18 protein-coding genes are annotated in these 17,741 nt (G+C 63.9%); 11 read left to right on the top strand and 7 right to left on the bottom strand.

Annotated features, from left to right (window positions below; genetic code table 11):
* The first annotated feature begins 4 nt into the window (after positions 1-4).
* The 7 genes from recX (at position 5) to PDMSB3_RS17030 (ending at position 7,403) form a co-directional block, all read left to right on the top strand.
* The gene (gene recX, locus PDMSB3_RS17060) at positions 5-712 is read left to right on the top strand and encodes a recombination regulator RecX (RefSeq protein WP_035518492.1); all 708 of its coding nucleotides are present in this window, start codon (positions 5-7) and stop codon (positions 710-712) included.
* Positions 713-860: 148 nt separating this feature from the next.
* Complete coding sequence (locus PDMSB3_RS17055) at positions 861-1,601, top strand: DUF2889 domain-containing protein (protein ID WP_165187016.1); 741 nt, start codon at positions 861-863, stop codon at positions 1,599-1,601.
* A complete protein-coding gene (sucC, locus tag PDMSB3_RS17050) occupies positions 1,598-2,767 on the top strand; it encodes an ADP-forming succinate--CoA ligase subunit beta (RefSeq protein WP_007180491.1) in 1,170 nt (389 codons plus the stop codon). Before PDMSB3_RS17055 ends, sucC begins: the two co-directional genes overlap by 4 nt.
* A gap of 147 nt (positions 2,768-2,914) precedes the next feature.
* Positions 2,915-3,796, top strand: a complete 882-nt coding sequence (gene sucD / locus PDMSB3_RS17045; RefSeq protein ID WP_007180492.1) for a succinate--CoA ligase subunit alpha — start codon at positions 2,915-2,917, stop codon at positions 3,794-3,796.
* Positions 3,797-3,940: 144 nt separating this feature from the next.
* A complete protein-coding gene (locus PDMSB3_RS17040) occupies positions 3,941-4,645 on the top strand; it encodes a TerC family protein (protein WP_007180493.1) in 705 nt (234 codons plus the stop codon).
* 170 nt (positions 4,646-4,815) lie between these two features.
* A complete protein-coding gene (locus tag PDMSB3_RS17035; RefSeq protein ID WP_007180494.1) occupies positions 4,816-5,439 on the top strand; it encodes a pilin in 624 nt (207 codons plus the stop codon).
* A 179-nt stretch (positions 5,440-5,618) separates the two neighbouring features.
* Positions 5,619-7,403 (top strand): PglL family O-oligosaccharyltransferase, encoded by a 1,785-nt coding sequence (locus PDMSB3_RS17030; protein ID WP_165187014.1) that lies wholly within the window; start codon positions 5,619-5,621, stop codon positions 7,401-7,403.
* Positions 7,404-7,467: 64 nt separating this feature from the next.
* On the opposite strand, the gene moaC is transcribed toward PDMSB3_RS17030, so the two are convergent.
* Positions 7,468-7,944, bottom strand: a complete 477-nt coding sequence (moaC, locus tag PDMSB3_RS17025) for a cyclic pyranopterin monophosphate synthase MoaC (RefSeq protein WP_007180496.1) — start codon at positions 7,942-7,944, stop codon at positions 7,468-7,470.
* Between the two features lie 272 nt (positions 7,945-8,216).
* Here moaC and PDMSB3_RS17020 point away from each other — a divergent pair, with 272 nt between their 5' ends.
* Entirely contained in the window at positions 8,217-9,926 is a 1,710-nt protein-coding gene (locus PDMSB3_RS17020) for a M48 family metalloprotease (protein ID WP_165187012.1), read from the top strand.
* A gap of 74 nt (positions 9,927-10,000) precedes the next feature.
* On the opposite strand, the gene PDMSB3_RS17015 is transcribed toward PDMSB3_RS17020, so the two are convergent.
* The 6 genes from PDMSB3_RS17015 to PDMSB3_RS16990 form a co-directional block, all read right to left on the bottom strand.
* Positions 10,001-10,576 (bottom strand): DUF2946 family protein, encoded by a 576-nt coding sequence (locus PDMSB3_RS17015; RefSeq protein ID WP_165187010.1) that lies wholly within the window; start codon positions 10,574-10,576, stop codon positions 10,001-10,003.
* Entirely contained in the window at positions 10,569-11,720 is a 1,152-nt protein-coding gene (locus PDMSB3_RS17010; protein ID WP_165187008.1) for a YheT family hydrolase, read from the bottom strand. The genes PDMSB3_RS17015 and PDMSB3_RS17010 overlap by 8 nt, the downstream gene beginning before the upstream one ends.
* Positions 11,721-11,755: 35 nt before the next feature.
* Entirely contained in the window at positions 11,756-12,202 is a 447-nt protein-coding gene (locus PDMSB3_RS17005) for a nuclear transport factor 2 family protein (protein WP_007180500.1), read from the bottom strand.
* A gap of 177 nt (positions 12,203-12,379) precedes the next feature.
* Positions 12,380-13,405 carry a lipopolysaccharide heptosyltransferase II gene (gene waaF / locus PDMSB3_RS17000; RefSeq protein WP_007180501.1) on the bottom strand — a complete coding sequence of 342 codons (1,026 nt, stop codon included), beginning with the start codon at positions 13,403-13,405 and terminating at the stop codon, positions 12,380-12,382.
* A gap of 393 nt (positions 13,406-13,798) precedes the next feature.
* Positions 13,799-13,993 carry a zinc-finger domain-containing protein gene (locus tag PDMSB3_RS16995; RefSeq protein WP_007180502.1) on the bottom strand — a complete coding sequence of 65 codons (195 nt, stop codon included), beginning with the start codon at positions 13,991-13,993 and terminating at the stop codon, positions 13,799-13,801.
* A 61-nt stretch (positions 13,994-14,054) separates the two neighbouring features.
* On the bottom strand, positions 14,055-14,978 hold the full coding sequence (locus PDMSB3_RS16990) for a branched-chain amino acid transaminase (RefSeq protein ID WP_007180503.1): 924 nt from the start codon (positions 14,976-14,978) through the stop codon (positions 14,055-14,057).
* Between the two features lie 218 nt (positions 14,979-15,196).
* Between PDMSB3_RS16990 and PDMSB3_RS16985 the strand changes: the two genes are divergently transcribed.
* From PDMSB3_RS16985 to PDMSB3_RS16975, 3 genes are all read left to right on the top strand, one after another.
* Positions 15,197-15,943 (top strand): AzlC family ABC transporter permease, encoded by a 747-nt coding sequence (locus tag PDMSB3_RS16985; RefSeq protein ID WP_007180504.1) that lies wholly within the window; start codon positions 15,197-15,199, stop codon positions 15,941-15,943.
* A complete protein-coding gene (locus PDMSB3_RS16980) occupies positions 15,940-16,263 on the top strand; it encodes an AzlD domain-containing protein (RefSeq protein WP_007180505.1) in 324 nt (107 codons plus the stop codon). Before PDMSB3_RS16985 ends, PDMSB3_RS16980 begins: the two co-directional genes overlap by 4 nt.
* Before the next feature lie 272 nt (positions 16,264-16,535).
* Complete coding sequence (locus PDMSB3_RS16975) at positions 16,536-17,729, top strand: phosphoglycerate kinase (RefSeq protein ID WP_165187005.1); 1,194 nt, start codon at positions 16,536-16,538, stop codon at positions 17,727-17,729.
* Positions 17,730-17,741 lie beyond the last annotated feature (12 nt).

The following is a 17,741-nucleotide window of genomic DNA, read 5'->3' as shown; positions in this document are numbered from 1 at the left end:
TCACGTGATACGCAAGGGCCGGCCGTTGTCCGATACCGGACGCCATGCGGCCGGCCCGCGTGATGAAAACGACGAGTCGTTCGATCCGTTCGAATCGTTCGACGCACACGATCGCGCTGCGGGCCGCAATCCACAGCGCGCTCAGTTTGAAACCTCCCCGTCCTCCGGTTCCGATCCTTCGGAAACCACCTACACCCGCTCGCGTCGCGTTCCAGGCGAAGCGAAACCCGAGCAGGACGAAGCCAAAAAATCCCAACGTCCGGCACGGTCGCTAAAAGGCCGCGCGCTCGGCTATTTATCCCGCCGCGAATACAGCCGCACCGAACTCGCGCGCAAGCTGAAGCCGTTCGTCGAGGAAACCGATTCGCTCGACACCTTGCTCGATTCGCTCGAAGCCGAAAACTGGCTATCCGATTCACGTTTCGCGGAAAGCCTGATTCATCGCCGGTCGTCGCGGCTGGGCGTGAGCCGGATTGTCGGCGAATTGAAGCAGCACGCGGTCGACCGGACCCTCGTCGAAGAGGCGAGCGCGCAATTGCGCGAAACGGAGCTCGCCCGTGCCCAGGCCGTCTGGCAGAGAAAATTCGGCCGGCTTCCCGAAACGCCCGCCGAGCGGGCGAAGCAGGCGCGTTTTCTGGCCTCGCGCGGATTTTCGGGCGCCACGATCGGCAAAGTCCTGAAGGGGATCGACGAGGAGTGGGCTGGCGAGTAGCCGCGTCGTCTTTTGTCCGCGTACAAGCCGTTGGGACAGCGTCTTGCGCGCTCAGCCGCCTGTAGCGCGGCCGAGCGCATTCCAATCTGTCTCAAATACTCAGTATGCTAAAATTCGTGGGTTTTCCAATCCGGCCTTCCCTTCCCGCATGCCGCTCTCCCCGCCAGTGTCCCGTCAGTTGCGCCATCGTCGCGCAATCAGAGCGGAAGCCTATGAGCGAGCCGATGGCCTGTGGGACGTGGAAGCGTGCTTGACCGACGAAAAACCGCGCGACGTGGTGCTGGCGTCGGGCGTCCGGCCCAATGGTCAGCCGATCCATGAACTCTGGCTTCGCATCACCATCGATCGCAAGCTCAATGTCGTCGACGCCGAGGCGTCGTCCGACTGGGTGCCCTATCCTGGCTTGTGCCAAGTCAGCAATCCCGCCTATCGTGCCCTCATCGGGCTCAATCTCCGTCAAAACTTCCGTCGTGAAGCTGCCCGTTTGCTGGGCGGCACGGTGGGTTGCACGCATCTCACCGAGCTGTGCGCCATCCTGCCGACCGCCGCGATTCAGGCATTCGCCGGCGAAGTGTGGAATACCGGTGACAGCGCGCCGGGCGCGAAAGCGGGTTCAGGAGACGAATCGTCTAACAGCACAGGTGAGCATTCCAACGATAAACCGCCATTCCAGCTGGGACGCTGCCACGCGCTGCGTTTCGACGGCGAGGCGGTGCAGCAGTTTTATCCGCGCTGGTATGGTCACGCACCGCGTTCAGCGGAACGCGTGGCATCGTCGGGCGACGGAGCAGTTCGCCAGACAGCCGAAGGCGGCGACACGTCCGGCATGAACGACGGCAGCGGAAACGAAGTTCAATCCAACTCTCAGACTGAAGGGAATCACGCATGAAGATTCACGAGTACCAGGGTAAGGAAATCCTGCGGAAATTCGGCGTCGCGGTACCGCGCGGCAAGCCGGTCTTCTCGGTGGATGATGCGGTCAAGGCCGCGGAAGAGCTCGGCGGCCCGGTATGGGTCGTGAAGGCTCAGATCCACGCGGGTGGCCGTGGCAAGGGCGGCGGCGTGAAGGTCGCCAAGTCGCTGGAACAGGTTCGCGAATACTCGAACCAGATCCTCGGCATGCAGCTCGTCACGCACCAGACCGGCCCGGAAGGCCAGAAGGTGAATCGTCTGCTGATCGAAGAAGGCGCTGACATCAAGAAGGAACTGTATGTCGGCCTCGTGATCGATCGCGTGTCGCAGAAGATCGTCGTGATGGCATCGAGCGAAGGCGGCATGGACGTCGAAGAAGTCGCGGAAAAGACGCCTGAGCTGATCCACAAGATCGCTGTCGACCCGGCAACCGGTCTGAAAGACGCCGAAGCCGACGAGCTCGCAACGAAGATCGGCGTGCCCGCCGCTTCGCTGCCGCAAGCTCGCGCGATCCTGCAAGGCCTGTACAAGGCATTCTGGGAAACGGACGCATCGCTCGCCGAAATCAACCCGCTGATCCTGACCGGCGACGGCAAGGTCATCGCGCTGGACGCGAAATTCAACTTCGATTCGAACGCACTGTTCCGTCATCCGGAAATCGTCGCGTATCGCGATCTGGACGAAGAAGATCCGGCTGAAGTCGAAGCGTCGAAGTTCGACCTCGCGTACATCTCGCTCGACGGCAACATCGGCTGTCTCGTGAACGGCGCCGGCCTCGCCATGGCAACGATGGACACCATCAAGCTGTTCGGCGGCGAACCGGCGAACTTCCTGGACGTGGGCGGTGGCGCCACGACCGAGAAGGTCACGGAAGCGTTCAAGATCATGCTGAAGAACCCGAACCTGACCGCGATTCTGGTCAACATTTTCGGCGGCATCATGCGTTGCGACGTGATCGCGGAAGGCGTGATCGCGGCGTCGAAGGCCGTTTCGCTGAAGGTGCCGCTCGTGGTCCGCATGAAGGGCACGAACGAAGACCTCGGCAAGAAGATGCTCGCTGAATCCGGCCTGCCGATCATTGCGGCGGACAGCATGGAAGAAGCGGCTCAAAAGGTCGTCGCGGCCGCTTCGGGCAAGGCTTAAGCCTGGTCCGCAAGTTTTTGCGAGACGCTTTTTCCAGGTAACCAGGATTACGAATGGCGGCGCGGGAATGGCGCATGAGCGGGGCAGGCGAAGAACATCCCGCCGCGCGGCGCAATAGCGCGACGCCAAACGAACAGAGGTCAATACATGTCGATTCTGATTAACAAAGACACCAAGGTCATCACGCAGGGCATCACCGGCAAGACCGGTCAGTTCCACACGCGTGCTTGCCGTGAATATGCAAACGGCCGCGAAGCGTACGTTGCGGGCGTGAACCCGAAGCGTGCCGGCGAAGACTTCGAAGGCATTCCTATCTACGCTAGCGTCGCTGAAGCCAAGGCTGAAACGGGCGCGACCGTGTCGGTGATCTATGTGCCGCCGGCAGGCGCTGCTGCTGCGATCTGGGAAGCCGTCGAAGCCGATCTGGATCTGGCGATCTGTATCACGGAAGGCATTCCCGTCCGTGACATGATCGAGCTGAAGGCTCGTATGCGCGCTGAAAACCGCAAGACGCTGCTGCTCGGTCCGAACTGCCCGGGCACGATCACGCCGGACGAGCTGAAGATCGGCATCATGCCGGGTCACATCCACCGCAAGGGCCGCATCGGCGTCGTGTCGCGTTCAGGCACGCTGACGTACGAAGCAGTCGGCCAATTGACGGCGATTGGCCTCGGCCAATCGTCAGCGGTCGGTATCGGCGGCGACCCGATCAACGGTCTGAAGCACATCGACGTGATGAAGATGTTCAACGACGATCCGGAAACGGACGCCGTCATCATGATCGGCGAGATCGGTGGTCCGGACGAAGCGAATGCGGCTGAGTGGATCAAGGACAACATGAAGAAGCCGGTGGTTGGCTTCATCGCCGGTGTCACGGCGCCTCCGGGCAAGCGCATGGGCCACGCCGGCGCGCTGATCTCGGGCGGTGCGGATACGGCCGAAGCGAAGCTGGAAATCATGGACGCCTGCGGCATCACGGTCACGAAGAACCCGTCGGAAATGGCGCGTCTTCTGAAGGCGATGCTGTAAATCGAAATTCACGCGCAGTCACGGCGTTTTTTTTGATACGCTTACGAGACCCTTTCGTGAGCGTGCGGTTCAAAAAGCGGGGGAGTGCAGACTCCTCCGCTTTTTTATTGGCCGCGCGCCGGACTTCTTCTTATTCTTTCAATCATGCTCGAGTTCTTCGCCACGCTCCATTGGGGCGCTGTCATTCAGATTATCGTCATCGACATTCTGCTGGGTGGCGATAACGCCGTCGTGATCGCGCTGGCCTGCCGCAATTTGCCGCCGTCGCAGCGCACGAAGGGCGTGCTGTGGGGTACGGCCGGCGCCATTGTGTTGCGCGTGGCGTTGATCGCGTTCGCGGTCGTGCTGCTCGATGTGCCGTTGCTGAAGTTCGCGGGTGGCTTGCTGCTGCTGTGGATCGGCGTGCGCCTGATGGCGCCCGCGCACGACGCGCACGAGAACGTGAAGCCGGCCGACAAGCTGATGTCGGCAATCAAGACCATCATCGTCGCGGACGCGGTGATGAGCCTCGACAACGTGATCGCGATTGCGGGCGCGGCCGAGGCCGCCGATCCCGAACACCGTCTCGCGCTGGTGATTTTCGGCCTGCTGGTGAGCATTCCGTTGATCGTGTGGGGCAGCCAGCTGGTTCTCAAGCTGCTCGACCGCTTCCCGATCGTGATCACGCTCGGCGCCGCATTGCTGGGCTGGATCGCGGGCGGGCTGATCATCAACGACCCGGCCGGCGACCGTTGGCCGATTCTCGATACGCCATTGGCCGAATATGGCATGAGCATCGCGGGCGCACTGTTCGTCGTGATACTCGGGTATCTGCTCAAGCGCCGCAATGCCAGTCGCGCGGCGGCTTGAGACTGCGATTGGTGCCGACACGATTGAATTTCAGGTGGTGTGAACCTGAGCCGAACCACGCTGCAACGTTAGCCATTTGGCTGACTGTCCGACACGAGCGCCGCTGGCTACGATTGAAACGCCTGTTCCCGATCCGTGGAGCAGGCGTTTTTCGTTTCAGGAGCCTGCCGATGATCGTTACCTTGCCGTATTCCCCTTACTCCCAGTCCTCGCTGGCCACGCGTTCGAGATTGGGCCGTGCCGCCTGGTCCGCGCGGTTCGCCCGTGCCTGCCGGCGCCTCGGCGTCGGTTTCACGCTGATCGAACTGATGATCGTGCTGGCGATCGTCGGTGTGATCGCCGCTTATGCGATTCCCGCGTATCAGGACTATCTGGCTCGCAGCCGCGTCGGCGAAGGGCTGTCGCTGGCGGCTTCCGCGCGCCTCGCCGTATCTGAAAACGCCGCGAGCGGCAATGCATTCAGCGGCGGTTATGCATCGCCACCCGCTACCCGCAACGTCGAGTCCATCCGGGTCGACGACGACACCGGCCAGATCACCGTCGCTTTCACGACGCGCGTCGCGCCCGCGGGTTCGAACACGCTCACGCTCGTGCCGTCGGTTCCTGACAATGTGGATGCGCCGACTGCGCGTGTTGCGTTGAGCAAGGGTGCGGTGCAGGCGGGCGCGCTCACGTGGGAATGCTTCGCGGGCGGCAAAACGGCGTCCTCGCTGCCGGCGCCGGGCGCCGGGCCGGCACCTGCCGATGCACCCAGCCTGGCGTCGAATCTTGCCCCGCCGGAGTGCCGCTCGTGAGGTCATGAAGAGATGAGGGGCAGCTAAGCGCGCGATGACCGCGAGCGCCGGCCAGTCCGTGGCCGCCCGCGCCGTTTGCACGTAAAAGGCTGATTTCCGGGATATTTCAGCCCGGCCGGCGCACAGCAGGAGAATTTTTTTGTATAGTGCGCCGGTTGCTGACGCCCACCGGTTATTCGATGCCCACCCCTTTTGCGCGCTACCTGTCCTTCATTCTGCTGCCTCTCGCGTTGGTGCTGCCTTATGCAGTTGTCAACCATACGTATCCGATTCCGACGTTTTACGCTGAATTCACGGCACTCGCGCTGTATTTGCTGACCGGCGCGGGCGTCGTGCTGCTGGTGGCGAGCGCGAGGCCGCGCGTGACGTTCGCCTCGCCGACGGTCGCGCTGGTGCCATTGCTGTTCGGGCTGCTGGTAGTGGCGCAATCGGTGGTATTGCCGATTTCGCAGCCGTCGATGAACTGGCTCGGCGGCGGCTATCTGCTGGCGGCCTTCATGGCGACCCATGCCGGTTATGGTTTCACGCGGGCCAAGCTCAACGAGACCGCGTTGCGCTGGGCGGCCGGGGCATTGATCGTCGGTGGGCTGTTCGCGGTGTTCTGCCAGGTTATCCAGTTGTTTCACCTCGAAACACGCGTTTCGCCGCTCGTCGTTGCCTATAACGTGACCGTCGAGCGCCGGCCGTTCGGCAATATGGCACAGGCCAATCACCTCGCTACCTATATTGCATTTGCGATGGCGGGCGCACTGTTTCTCGTGCAGACGCGGCGGATCGCCGTCAGCATCTGGTTCCTCGTGTCGACAATTTTCGCGATTGGTCTCGCTCTGACCGTATCGCGTGGTCCATGGCTGCAAATGGGCGTGATCGTGGTGGCGGGTTTCTGGATGGCATTCGCGCAGACCCGCAATCAGTTACAGCTACGCCGCAGCAACCGCGAGTGGATTATTCCAATTGTGCTGGCCGTGCTGTTTTTTGTGGTCAACGCGCTGATTCGCTGGGCCAACGTTCACTATCACCTGGAACTCGGACAGTCCGCTGCGGAGCGCTTCAAGGACGCCGGCCAGATCGCGCCGCGTCTCGCGCTGTGGAAGTACGGCTGGACGATGTTCAGGACGCATCCGCTGCTGGGTGTCGGCTGGGGCGAATTTCCGAGCTACCAGTACGAGTTTGTGAAGTCGCTTGGCGGCGTCGAGATCGCCAACAATTCGCACGACATCTTCATCGACCTGCTCGCGAAGACCGGCCTGATCGGCCTCGCGATCGTGCTGTTCGGCCTGATCACATGGCTCGTGCGTGCGGTGCGCGCGCCGCAAAGCTCGGCGCGCGTGTTCGGCATTGCGCTGATCGGTGTGCTGGCTATGCACGCACTGGTCGAATATCCGCAGCAGTACATGTTCTTCCTGTTGCCGGCAATGTTCGTGTTCGGCTTGCTGGAAACGCGGCCGCTGCGCCTCGTGCCCGCACGCGTGTCGTTCGGCGCGTTTGCCGTGGTGGTGTTCGGCGGGCTGGCCGCGTTGTATCCGGTGTATCGCGACTACGCGCGCGCCGAGGTGTTGTACTACGGCTCGCGTCCCGCCGAGCAGTATCGTGCGGATCCGTCGTTCCTGTTCCAGGCGTGGGGCGAGTATGGAATGGCGACGCTTTTGCCGATGAACTCGATGGATCTGCAGCACAAGCTCGCTATGCACAGACAGGCGATTGCGCTGCTGCCGGGCGAAACCGTGTTGCGCCGCTATGCGGTGCTGCAGGCGTTGAGCGGCGACCAGACGGCGGCGTTCGACACTGTCGAACGCCTGAAGATTTTCGCCGAGGAGTTGAAGGACTGGCCGTCGCAACTGAGCTATCTGTACGAACTCTGCGACGAGCAGAAAACGCTGGCCGGTTTCAAGGCGGAGCTGGTCAAGCGCTACGGTGCGCCGCCTGGTGACGTGAATGAGGACGACGACAGCGACGAGGATTGAGCCGCTCGCTATCTTCGTTTCAAAGGGTTGTGAAGGTGACGCGGGGCGACGGTCCAGAAGGTCGTCAACCCGCCATCCAATCGCCCGACTTCCCGCCGTGCTTCTCCAGCACGCGCACATCAGTAATCGTCATCCCGCGATCCACCGCCTTGCACATGTCGTACACGGTCAGCAGCCCGACCTGCACGGCGGTCAGCGCCTCCATCTCCACGCCGGTTCGCCCAAGCGTTTCGACCTGAACCGTGCAATGCACGCCAGGCAGCGTTTCGTCGAGCTCGAAATCCACCTTGACGCGCGTGAGCGCGAGCGGATGACAGAGCGGGATCAGATCGGCGGTGCGCTTCGAACCTTGAATCGCGGCAATCCGTGCGATGCCGATCACGTCGCCCTTTTTGGCGTTGCCGTAGCGGATCAGCGCGAACGTCTGCGGCAGCATGCGAATCGAGCCGCGCGCAACCGCAATGCGTTTGGTCTCCTGCTTGCCGCCGACATCCACCATATGCGCCTGGCCGGCGGCGTCGAAATGAGTGAGTTCAGACATGGTCGGGCTCCTTCAGAGGGCGCCTATCATAGCAGCGGCGCGGCCGGACGGCGGCGGCAGTGCATTGGCGCGCGCCGTTGCGCAAGGGCATCGTCGGTTTGTAGTTACACGGCGCTTGCGGCGCGGCGATCGCCTGGAAGGCCCGACTACGCCCGAATCGCCATGACGTGAATCACACGAATTCGCACGACGACTGATTACAATTGCCCCATGCCCGCTATCTTAGTCCGAGCGGCGGGCTTCGCTTTCGACTTCGTCATATCGACCTCGCGATGCGCCCGAAACGGTTCCTTGCTGCGTTGTTGTCTGTTGCGCTGGCGACGGCGCCGGGCGCGTTCGCGCAATCGCAGGGTATTTCGGGCGCGGCGCCCAGCACGCTCTCCGCGGAACCACCGCTGGTCAGTGGCCCGGCCGATACTTACGCCGATCCGCTCATCCCCTCCGACATCGCACAAGGTGTGTTCGGCGTGTATGGCGGGGCGCAGAGCCGCTTCTCCGGCAATTCCGGCGCGAACACCAGTTGGCGGGCGCCGATCGTCACGCAGCAATTACCCGATCTGGGCAACGGCGGTTCGGGCTCGCTCACGCCGCAGGCCGAGCGCAAACTCGGCGAGCGTGTGATGCGCGAACTGCGCCGCGATCCCGACTATCTCGACGACTGGCTGGTACGCGACTACCTGAACTCGGTCGCCGCGAAACTTGCTGCGGCGGCGAGCGCGCTCTATATCGGCGGGTATCGTCCGGACTTCGATCTGTTCGCGGTGCGCGATCCGCAGATCAACGCCTTCTCGCTGCCGGGCGGTTTTATCGGCGTGAACACCGGCCTCATCGTGGCGACGCAGACGGAATCCGAACTGGCGTCGGTGCTGGGTCACGAAATGGGACACGTGTTGCAGCGGCACATCTCGCGCATGATCACGGCCGGCGAGCGTAGCACCTATGCCGCGCTCGCCGGCCTGCTGTTCGGTGTGCTCGCCGGCGTGCTTGCGCATAGCGGCGATCTGGGCAGCGCGATTGCGATCGGCGGCCAGGCGTATGCGGTCGACAACCAGTTGCGTTTCTCGCGTTCCGCCGAGCAGGAGGCAGACCGCGTCGGTTTTCTGCTGCTCGCCGGCGCCGGCTACGATCCGTACGCGATGACGACCTTCTTCGGCCGGCTCGATCGCGCCGCGATGAGTGACACGGGTATCCCGGCTTACGCACGTACCCATCCGCTGACCGGCGAACGGATTGCCGACATGGAGGACCGTGCGCGCCGAGCGCCTTACCGGCAGCCGCATCAATCGGCCGAGTATGGCTTTGTGCGCGCTCGCTCGCGGCTGCTGCAGGACCAGTCGCGCAGCGAGTACGGGGATGGGATTTCGCGCCTGCGCTCCGAGATCGAGGGCCGCACGGCGGTCAACGTCGCGGCGAACTGGTATGGCATTGCATACGGGCAGATGCTGCTCGAACGTTACGACGATGCAGTGGCGTCGTTGGCGTCGTGTCGTGCGGCGTTCGCGGCGGGCGAACAGGCCGAGGGCGGAACCGCGCGGAGTTCGCCGAGCCTGGACGTGCTAGCCGCCGACATCGCGCGGCGTGCCGGCCGCGACGACGAGGCCGCCCGTCTGGCCGAGTTCGCGCAGAAGCGCTGGCCGCAGTCGAACGCCGCAATCGACATGCATATCCGCACCTTGCTGACGTTGCACCGCTTTGCCGATGCTCAGGCGCTCGCGCAAAAAGAGACGCGTGCCGAGCCCGATCAGCCTGCCTGGTGGCTGTATCTCGCGCAGGCCAGCGCCGGCACGGGCGACGCGTTGACGCAGCATCGGGCGATGGCTGAAAAGTTCGCGCTCGAAGGAGCATGGCCTTCGGCGATTCGGCAATTGAAGGACGCGCGCGATCTGAAGGCGATTGGCTATTATGATCTCGCGACCGTCGACGCGAGGTTGCATGAGATGGAGAGCCGCTATAAGGAGGAGCGGCTGGACGAAAAGAGCTAGCTGTTGCTCACGGTTCGCTGCGTTTCTCCGACCTTGCCCGATGAAACAGGCCACGGCGCAAGCCGCTATGGTACTTAAGCGCCCGCGGCTGCCGGACTCGGCACAAACCTGAACCGGCTGGCAACATCGCCTCGCCGTACGGCCTGCAGCGGCAACGTCATCCCGTTGTTCCAGCGAAACTCGCCGCTCATCGAGTCGTCCGCGAGCGTTGCGTGCTCGGAGAACACGTCCAGATCGTGATCGTGCAAGACCGCGACTCTCGGTTGCGCCGAGCCGTCGGCAAAGAGTATTCCGCCTTCTTCATCCACGAACACGGCCGCGGGTTCAAAAGCGCCGCCGGCCTGATCCTGCAACGCGAGCGCGCCGTCGGCATCGGCCGACAACCTCACCACCCACGGTGTATAGCCCAGTTCCACGTACACGCGCTGCGGGCCGTTCTGGAAAAACCACTGCCCGCGTTCGTCGGCGTCGTAATTCCGGTTGATGAACCCGAGCAATGCTTCATGGCGGATCGGCGTGCCCGGCGAACCGCTCGCCTGCGCGGCCTCGTCGCGCAGGCGCCAGTTGCCGCGCCGATCCAGCATCAGCCACCCCGTGCAACTGGGTACATTCGGCCACTTGGCCAGGGCCTGCCTGACGATGTCATCCATGATCGACGTGCCGCTCCAGATAGCCGAACACGCGCCGCGACAGCCAGTCGATGCGGCCCGGAAACGGCCCGGTCATAAAGCCGGCGTGGCCGCCGTGCCTGGGTTGGTCGAGTTCCACCGCCGCCGATACCTCATGCCGCGCCGGCAACGCCTCAGCCGGCAGAAACGGGTCGTTGCGCGCGTTCAGCACCAGTGTCGGCACCTGAATGTGCGGCAGCAGCGGGCGCGTGGTCGCCGTGCTCCAGTACTCGTCGGTATTGCGAAAGCCGTGCAGCGGCGCGGTCACCACGTTGTCGAATTCGTACATGGTGCGGCTCGCCAGCATCGCGTCACGATCGAACAGGCCGGGAAACTGGATCAGCTTCTGCTCTGCTTTCTGCTTGAGCGTCTTGAGGAAACTGCGCGTGTAGACGAGTCCGAAACCCTGCGACAATGCGCGCCCGCCGGCATGCACGTCGATGGGCGTCGAAATCGCCGCGGCGGCCGAGACCACCGACGCCGCGTCCTCGCGCCGCTCGCCCAGCCAGCGCAGCAGCACATTGCCGCCGAGCGACACGCCGGCCGCGACGACCGGCCCGCGATGCGCGGCGCGCAAACGCCGCAGGATCCAGTCGACTTCGTTGCTGTCGGCGAGATGATAGAAGCGCGGCATCCGGTTCATCGGTCCGCTGCAACTGCGAAAGTGCGGCACCACGCCGTGCCAGCCGTACTCGCGTGCGGCTGCCATCAACGAGGCGGCATAGTGCGAGCCCGAACTGCCTTCCAGGCCGTGAAACAGCACGAAGAGCGGAGCGGTGTCGGCGGGAATCCGGGGTACGGCGCCGCGCGCGAGCGCTGACTGGGCCTGACTGTCATGCTCGACCCAGTCGAGGTCGATGAAGTCGCCGTCGGGCGTGTCCCAGTGCTCGCGCCGAAACGAAACCGCGGGGCGGCGTGCGAACAGCGACGGGACGATGGTCTGCACGTGCCGGTTCGGCAGCCAGAGCGGTGCACGGTAGAGCATCTCGACAGTGGCACCGACGGCAGCCTCGACGGCGGCCGCGGCGCGTGCCGTGCCCGAAGACGCGGCTTTGTCGTGCGCCGTCCCCCAATCCCCCAAGGGGACTTCTTTCGGTGTGGAGGACTTCCTGCGGGGCGTGCTCATGCCTGCTTCGAAAAAGGTAAAACGCGTGCAACGCGTCAGTGCAGCGAACCCTGGCCATGTCGCATTTTCGTGGCGAACTGGCTGGCGGCTTCATTGGGCATCGGACTCGCGTGAATGTGCGCAATGCGCCATTCGCCGCGTTCGTGAACCATCACGTAAGTAGTGAACACCATTGCGGGCGTGGCTTTCGGATCGGCCGGCCGGTGTGCTTCGGCAATCGCGTAGACCACCGTGCCGAGGCTGTCGTAGACGCGGATGTCGAGCGGTTCGATGGAAACGGGCGCGGCTTCGAGCTGGATCTGCAGGCCGGCGCGAATACTCTCGAGGCCGTGCAGGTGCGAACCGTCGGCGCAGATGCAACTGACGAACTCTTCATCGATCCACAGACCCATCAAGCTGTCGATATTGACCTCGGCGACGGCCTGGTAATAGGCGTTCAGGGTATCGGCGGCGGCTTCGAAGATATGGGCAAAACGTGGCATGGCTCGTCAGTCTCTTGTGCGCGGCGCGCGGTTGCGGGGCAGCGGTCAGCGGGACAGTCCGGAGCACCGGACAATCGCACCCGAGCGCCAGAATGCCCGCGCCGCAAGGCGCGAACATGACGCGACGCGCTCAGGGGCGTGCGGTGTTGCGTGCAAGTGTCAGCGGTGCCGACAGACTCAGCGTTGCGCGAGCAACATGCCGCGCAAATCGCCGAATACCTGCTCGGCGCTCAACTGCTTCAGGCAGTTCAGATGACCGAGCGGACACTCGCGCTCAAAACAGGGGCTGCATTCGAGATGAAGCCATTGTACCTTCGCAAGCTCGGACAAGGGCGGCGTGTGGCGTGGATCGGTCGACCCGTACACGGCCACCAGCGGCCGGCGCAGCGCGGCGGCCACGTGCATCAGCCCGGAGTCGTTGGTGACGACCGCGTTGGCGCGCGAGATCAGCGCGCACGCCTCGCCCAGCGCGGTCTGGCCGCACAGGTTGCGCACGTTCGGCGCTTTCTCGGCGATAGCCTGCGCGAGCGGCGCATCTTTGGGCGAACCGAGCGCGACGATCTGCGTGTACGGGAACGACTGGCCGACCATCTGCGCGAGCGCCGCGAAGTGTTCGGGCGGCCAGCGCTTGGCAGGGCCGTATTCGGCGCCCGGACAGAACACCAGCAGCGGCACGCGCGTATCGAGGTTAAAGCGCGCCGAGACGCGCGCCGCTTCGTTCAGGTCGGCTTCGAGGCGCGGCATCGGCAGGTCGTCGGGCACCTTGGCGCCGGGCGCGTAGGCGAGGGCGGCGTACTGGCCGACCATTGGCGGGCGCTCGTCCTTGCGCGGATTCGCGTGGCGCACGTTCAACAGGCCGTAGCGGCTTTCGCCGGTGTAGCCGATGCGCAGCCGGATCCCCGCCATCCACGGAATCAGCGCCGACTTGAGCGAGTTCGGCAGCACGTAGGCGGCGTCGTAGCCCACGTCGCGCAGGTCGCTCGCCAGCTGCCAGCGGCGCAGCATCTGCAGCTTGCCGTGCGCGAGATCCGTGGCGTAGACGTCGCGGATTTCCGGCATGCGTTCAAGTACGGGCGCGACCCAGGAGGGCGTGACCGCGTCGATGACGATGCGCGGATGCAATTTCACGAGGCGCGCAAACAGCGGCTGCGCCATCAATGCGTCACCGATCCAGTTCGGTGCGATAACCAACGCGCGACGCATCAGAATGAGTGTCCGGTGTCGAAACGAAACCTCGCGCGAGCCATGCGCGTGGCATTCGGATAGGTAAAAGGGGTAAAGCCAGGGGTAAAGCCGCAAGCCGCGTAGCGCGATTCCGGCGTGGCCGGACGCGCCGCGGCGGCGGCCCTGCTGTGGCGTGGCTGCTGTCGGATTGGGGTGCGCGGTCGCGTTTGCTTTCGCGTCGGCGTGACCACCGTGTGCAGCACGATCACGGCCGGCCTGTCGAACAGCGAACCGGGCCGCGCAACACGCGGCAGGTCACGAAGCGACCTCCGCAACGCAAACCGCAGCGCGACCCGAAACGCAACCCGCGACGAAGCACGCAGCCGGCCCGGCAAGCGCCACCACAAGCAATCAGTACTCAGTGCGCGGGGCTCAATGACCCTTGACCACTTCGCCGTCGCGCAGCTTGTAACGCGTGCTGCAGTACGGGCACTTGGCTTCGCCGTGCGTGACGTCGATAAAAACGCGCGGATGGGCGCTCCAGCGCGGCATGGCCGGGTTCGGGCAGTAAGCCGGCAGATCTTTTGCCGACAGTTCGACCAGCGGCATTTCCTTGATTTCGCTCATGAGGGGTTCTCGTTGTATGCAGGGGGCGTGCGTTGCGCTGGCTGTGCCGGCGCAACGCACGTTAAATCTTGGTCAGCCAGTGCGCGTACTTGTCGCTCTTGCCGTTCACGATATCGAAGAAGCCCGATTGCAGCTTCTCGGTGATGGGACCGCGTGCGCCCGAGCCGATCGTGCGGTTGTCGAGTTCGCGGATCGGCGTGACTTCGGCGGCGGTGCCGGTGAAGAACGCTTCGTCGCAGGTATAGACCTCGTCGCGCGTAATGCGCTTTTCGATCACCTGGATGCCCGCGTCGCGCGCCAGCGTGATGACCGTGTCGCGCGTAATGCCGTCGAGGCACGACGCCAGGTCCGGCGTGTACAGCTTGCCGTTGTTCACGAGGAAGAAGTTCTCGCCCGAGCCCTCGGACACATAGCCGTCCACGTCGAGCAGCAGGGCTTCGTCGTAACCGTCGGCGATGGCTTCCTGATTGGCGAGGATCGAGTTCACGTACCAGCCCGACGCCTTGGCGCGGACCATCGACACGTTCACGTGGTGGCGCGTGAACGACGAGGTCTTCACGCGGATGCCCTTGGCAATGCCTTCTTCACCGAGGTAAGCGCCCCACGGCCAGGCGGCGATCGCCACATGGATGGTGTTGCCCTTGGCCGACACGCCGAGCTTTTCCGAACCGACCCAGATGATGGGGCGCAGGTAGCAGGACTCGAGCTTGTTTTCGCGGACCACTTCGCATTGCGCGGCGGCGAGCGTTTCGTGGTCGAACGGCACGTCCATCTGGAAAATCTTGGCCGAGTTCAGCAGGCGCTTGGTGTGTTCCTGCAAACGGAAAATCGCGGTGCTGCCGTCCACCGTCTTATAGGCGCGTACGCCCTCGAAGACGCCCATGCCGTAATGCAGCGTGTGGGTGAGCACGTGGATTTTGGCATCGCGCCAGTCGATAAGCTTGCCATCCATCCAGATCTTGCCGTCGCGGTCGGCCATTGACATACGATTCTCCAGCAGGTGCGTTGTTAGGCATAGCTATGACAGGCATAGCCAAGACCGGCATTTTAGCGTCTTTTGCGCGCGGAACGAGCATTTGGCCGCATTCCGGACGCTATAATCCGGCGCACGCATAATTCAAATCCGGATGCGCCAGCGGGTGCTTGACGACCTGGCGCCGACTTCCCTTCGTTACGACGCCTCTCGCGCCCGCGTTTCGCCTCATGCTCGCTCGCCTGTCAGAAACCGATCGCCGTGCCTTCCGCGAGGGCGCGCGCGACTATTCGCCCACGCTGATGGCGATCCTCTCCTGGGGGCTTGTCACCGGCATTGCCATGAGCAAATCGGTGCTCACGCTGCCGCAGGCGCTCACCATGTCGCTGCTGTGCTATGCCGGTTCGTCGCAACTGGCGGTGCTGCCGCTGCTCGCCGCCAAGCTGCCGGTCTGGACCGTGCTGCTTACCGCCGCGATGGTCAATACGCGTTTCGTGATCTTCAGCGTCGGTCTGGCGCCGCACTTCTCCTATCTGTCGATGTGGCGGCGCATCGTGCTCGGCTACTTCAACGGCGACGTGATCTATCTGCTGTTCCAGAAGAAGAGCTTCCCGACCGGATATGTACCGGGCAAGGAGGCGTACTACTGGGGCATGGCGCTGTGCAGCTGGCTGTCGTGGCAAGTGTCGTCGATCGTCGGGATTCTGCTGGCGAGCCTGATTCCCGACAACTGGGGTCTCGCGCTGGCGGGCACGCTGGCCTTGCTGCCCATCATGGTGTCGGCGATCGCGACGCGCTCCACGCTGGTTGCGGTCACGATCGCCGGTGTGGTGTCGCTGCTCGCGTTCGACCTGCCGTACCGGCTCGGGCTGCCGCTCGCGGTAATCGCGGCGATCGTTGCCGGCAGCGCCGCCGACCTGATGGTCGAACGCGCCGACCTGCGCCGCATCCGTAACAGCACCGGGGGCTCCCGATGACCTCTACGCAGATCTGGCTGGCCATATTCGGCATGACCTTCGTCACCACCCTGACACGCGCCATGTTTCTAATCGGCGGCGAGCGCACGGTTTTACCGGCGCGGATCCAGCGGATGCTGCGCTATGCACCGGCCGCGGCGCTCGCCGCCGTGGTGTTGCCGGACGTGCTGGCGACCCCGGAGGGCCTGTCGTTCGCGCTGTCGAACCATGAGTTCTACGCCACGCTGTCGGGTCTCGGATGGTTTTTGTGGCGGCGCACCATGCTCGGCACCATTGTGGTCGGAATGGTTGTGTTCACGCTGTTGCGCCTCTTCATGTGATGGACGAGGCAGGAAATGCTGCGCCGCGGCATGCGCGCCGCATCCTTCAAATACGGGACATTCGCCCCGTTGCGGGTCAGAAGGCAGTGTGGATCAGTTAAAATGGTCGTTTCCGGGATAACCGCGCCGCTGCAAGGCGCGCGCAGCCGCGGCCCAGCCGCCGGCACCCGATTCAGTGGAGCCGCTGCCGTGCCTGAGCGCTGGAGTTCACCGCGCCCGAGTGCCGCGCGCCGTCCGCCACCGCCTTCCCATCAACTCGCACACACACGCCCATGAACAAGGTATTGCGTCTCTCCGATCTGATCGCCGAAGGCAAGCTATCCGGCAAACGCGTGTTCATCCGCGCCGATCTGAACGTGCCGCAGGACGATCAAGGCAGCATCACTGAAGACACCCGTATCCGCGCTTCCGTGCCGGCCATCAAAGCTGCGCTCGACGCGGGAGCCGCCGTGATGGTCACGTCGCACCTGGGCCGTCCCACAGAGGGTGATTTCAAGCCTGAAGACTCGCTCGCGCCGGTCGCGAAGCGGCTGGCCGAACTGCTCGGCCGCGACGTCCCGCTGGTGGCGAACTGGGTCGAAAACGGCGTGAACGTCGCGCCGGGCTCGGTCGTGCTGCTGGAAAACTGCCGCGTCAACAAGGGCGAAAAGAAAGATTCCGACGAACTCGCGCAAAAAATGGCGAAGCTCTGCGACATCTACGTGAACGACGCGTTCGGCACCGCTCACCGCGCCGAAGCCACCACGCACGGCATCGCCAAATATGCGCCCGTCGCGTGCGCAGGCCCGCTGCTCGCGGCCGAACTCGAAGCGCTCGGCAAGGCGCTGGGCGCGCCGAAGCGTCCGCTGGTGGCGATCGTCGCCGGCTCCAAGGTGTCGACCAAGCTGACCATTCTGAAGTCGCTCGCCGACAAGGTCGATCAACTGATCGTGGGCGGCGGCATTGCCAACACGTTCATGCTGGCCGCGGGCCTGAAGATCGGCAAGTCGCTCGCCGAGGCCGATCTGGTGAGCGAAGCCAAAGCCATTATCGACGCCGCGAAAGCGCGTGGCGCCTCGGTGCCGATCCCGACCGACGTGGTCACGGCCAAGGAGTTTTCGCCGACCGCCAAGGCAGAAGTGAAGGCCGTCGCCGACGTTCAGGACGACGACCTGATCCTCGACATCGGGCCGGAAACCGCCAGGGTGCTCGCCGCGCAACTGGAAAAGGCCGGCACGATCGTCTGGAACGGTCCGGTCGGCGTGTTCGAATTCGACCAGTTCGGCAACGGCACGAAGACGCTGGCGGAGGCTATCGCCAAATCGTCGGCGTTCTCGATTGCCGGCGGCGGCGATACGCTCGCTGCGATCGCCAAGTACGGCATCCACGACAAAGTCAGCTATATCTCCACGGGCGGCGGCGCTTTCCTTGAATTCCTCGAAGGCAAGAAGCTGCCGGCGGTCGAAGTTCTGGAATCGCGGGCTTAACGTGGCGACGCG

The organism is Paraburkholderia dioscoreae, assembly GCF_902459535.1.
GTDB classification, from domain to species: domain Bacteria; phylum Pseudomonadota; class Gammaproteobacteria; order Burkholderiales; family Burkholderiaceae; genus Paraburkholderia; species Paraburkholderia dioscoreae.
The sequence above is the reverse complement of the archived record's forward strand: the minus strand, read 5'-3'. Positions and strand labels throughout refer to the sequence as shown.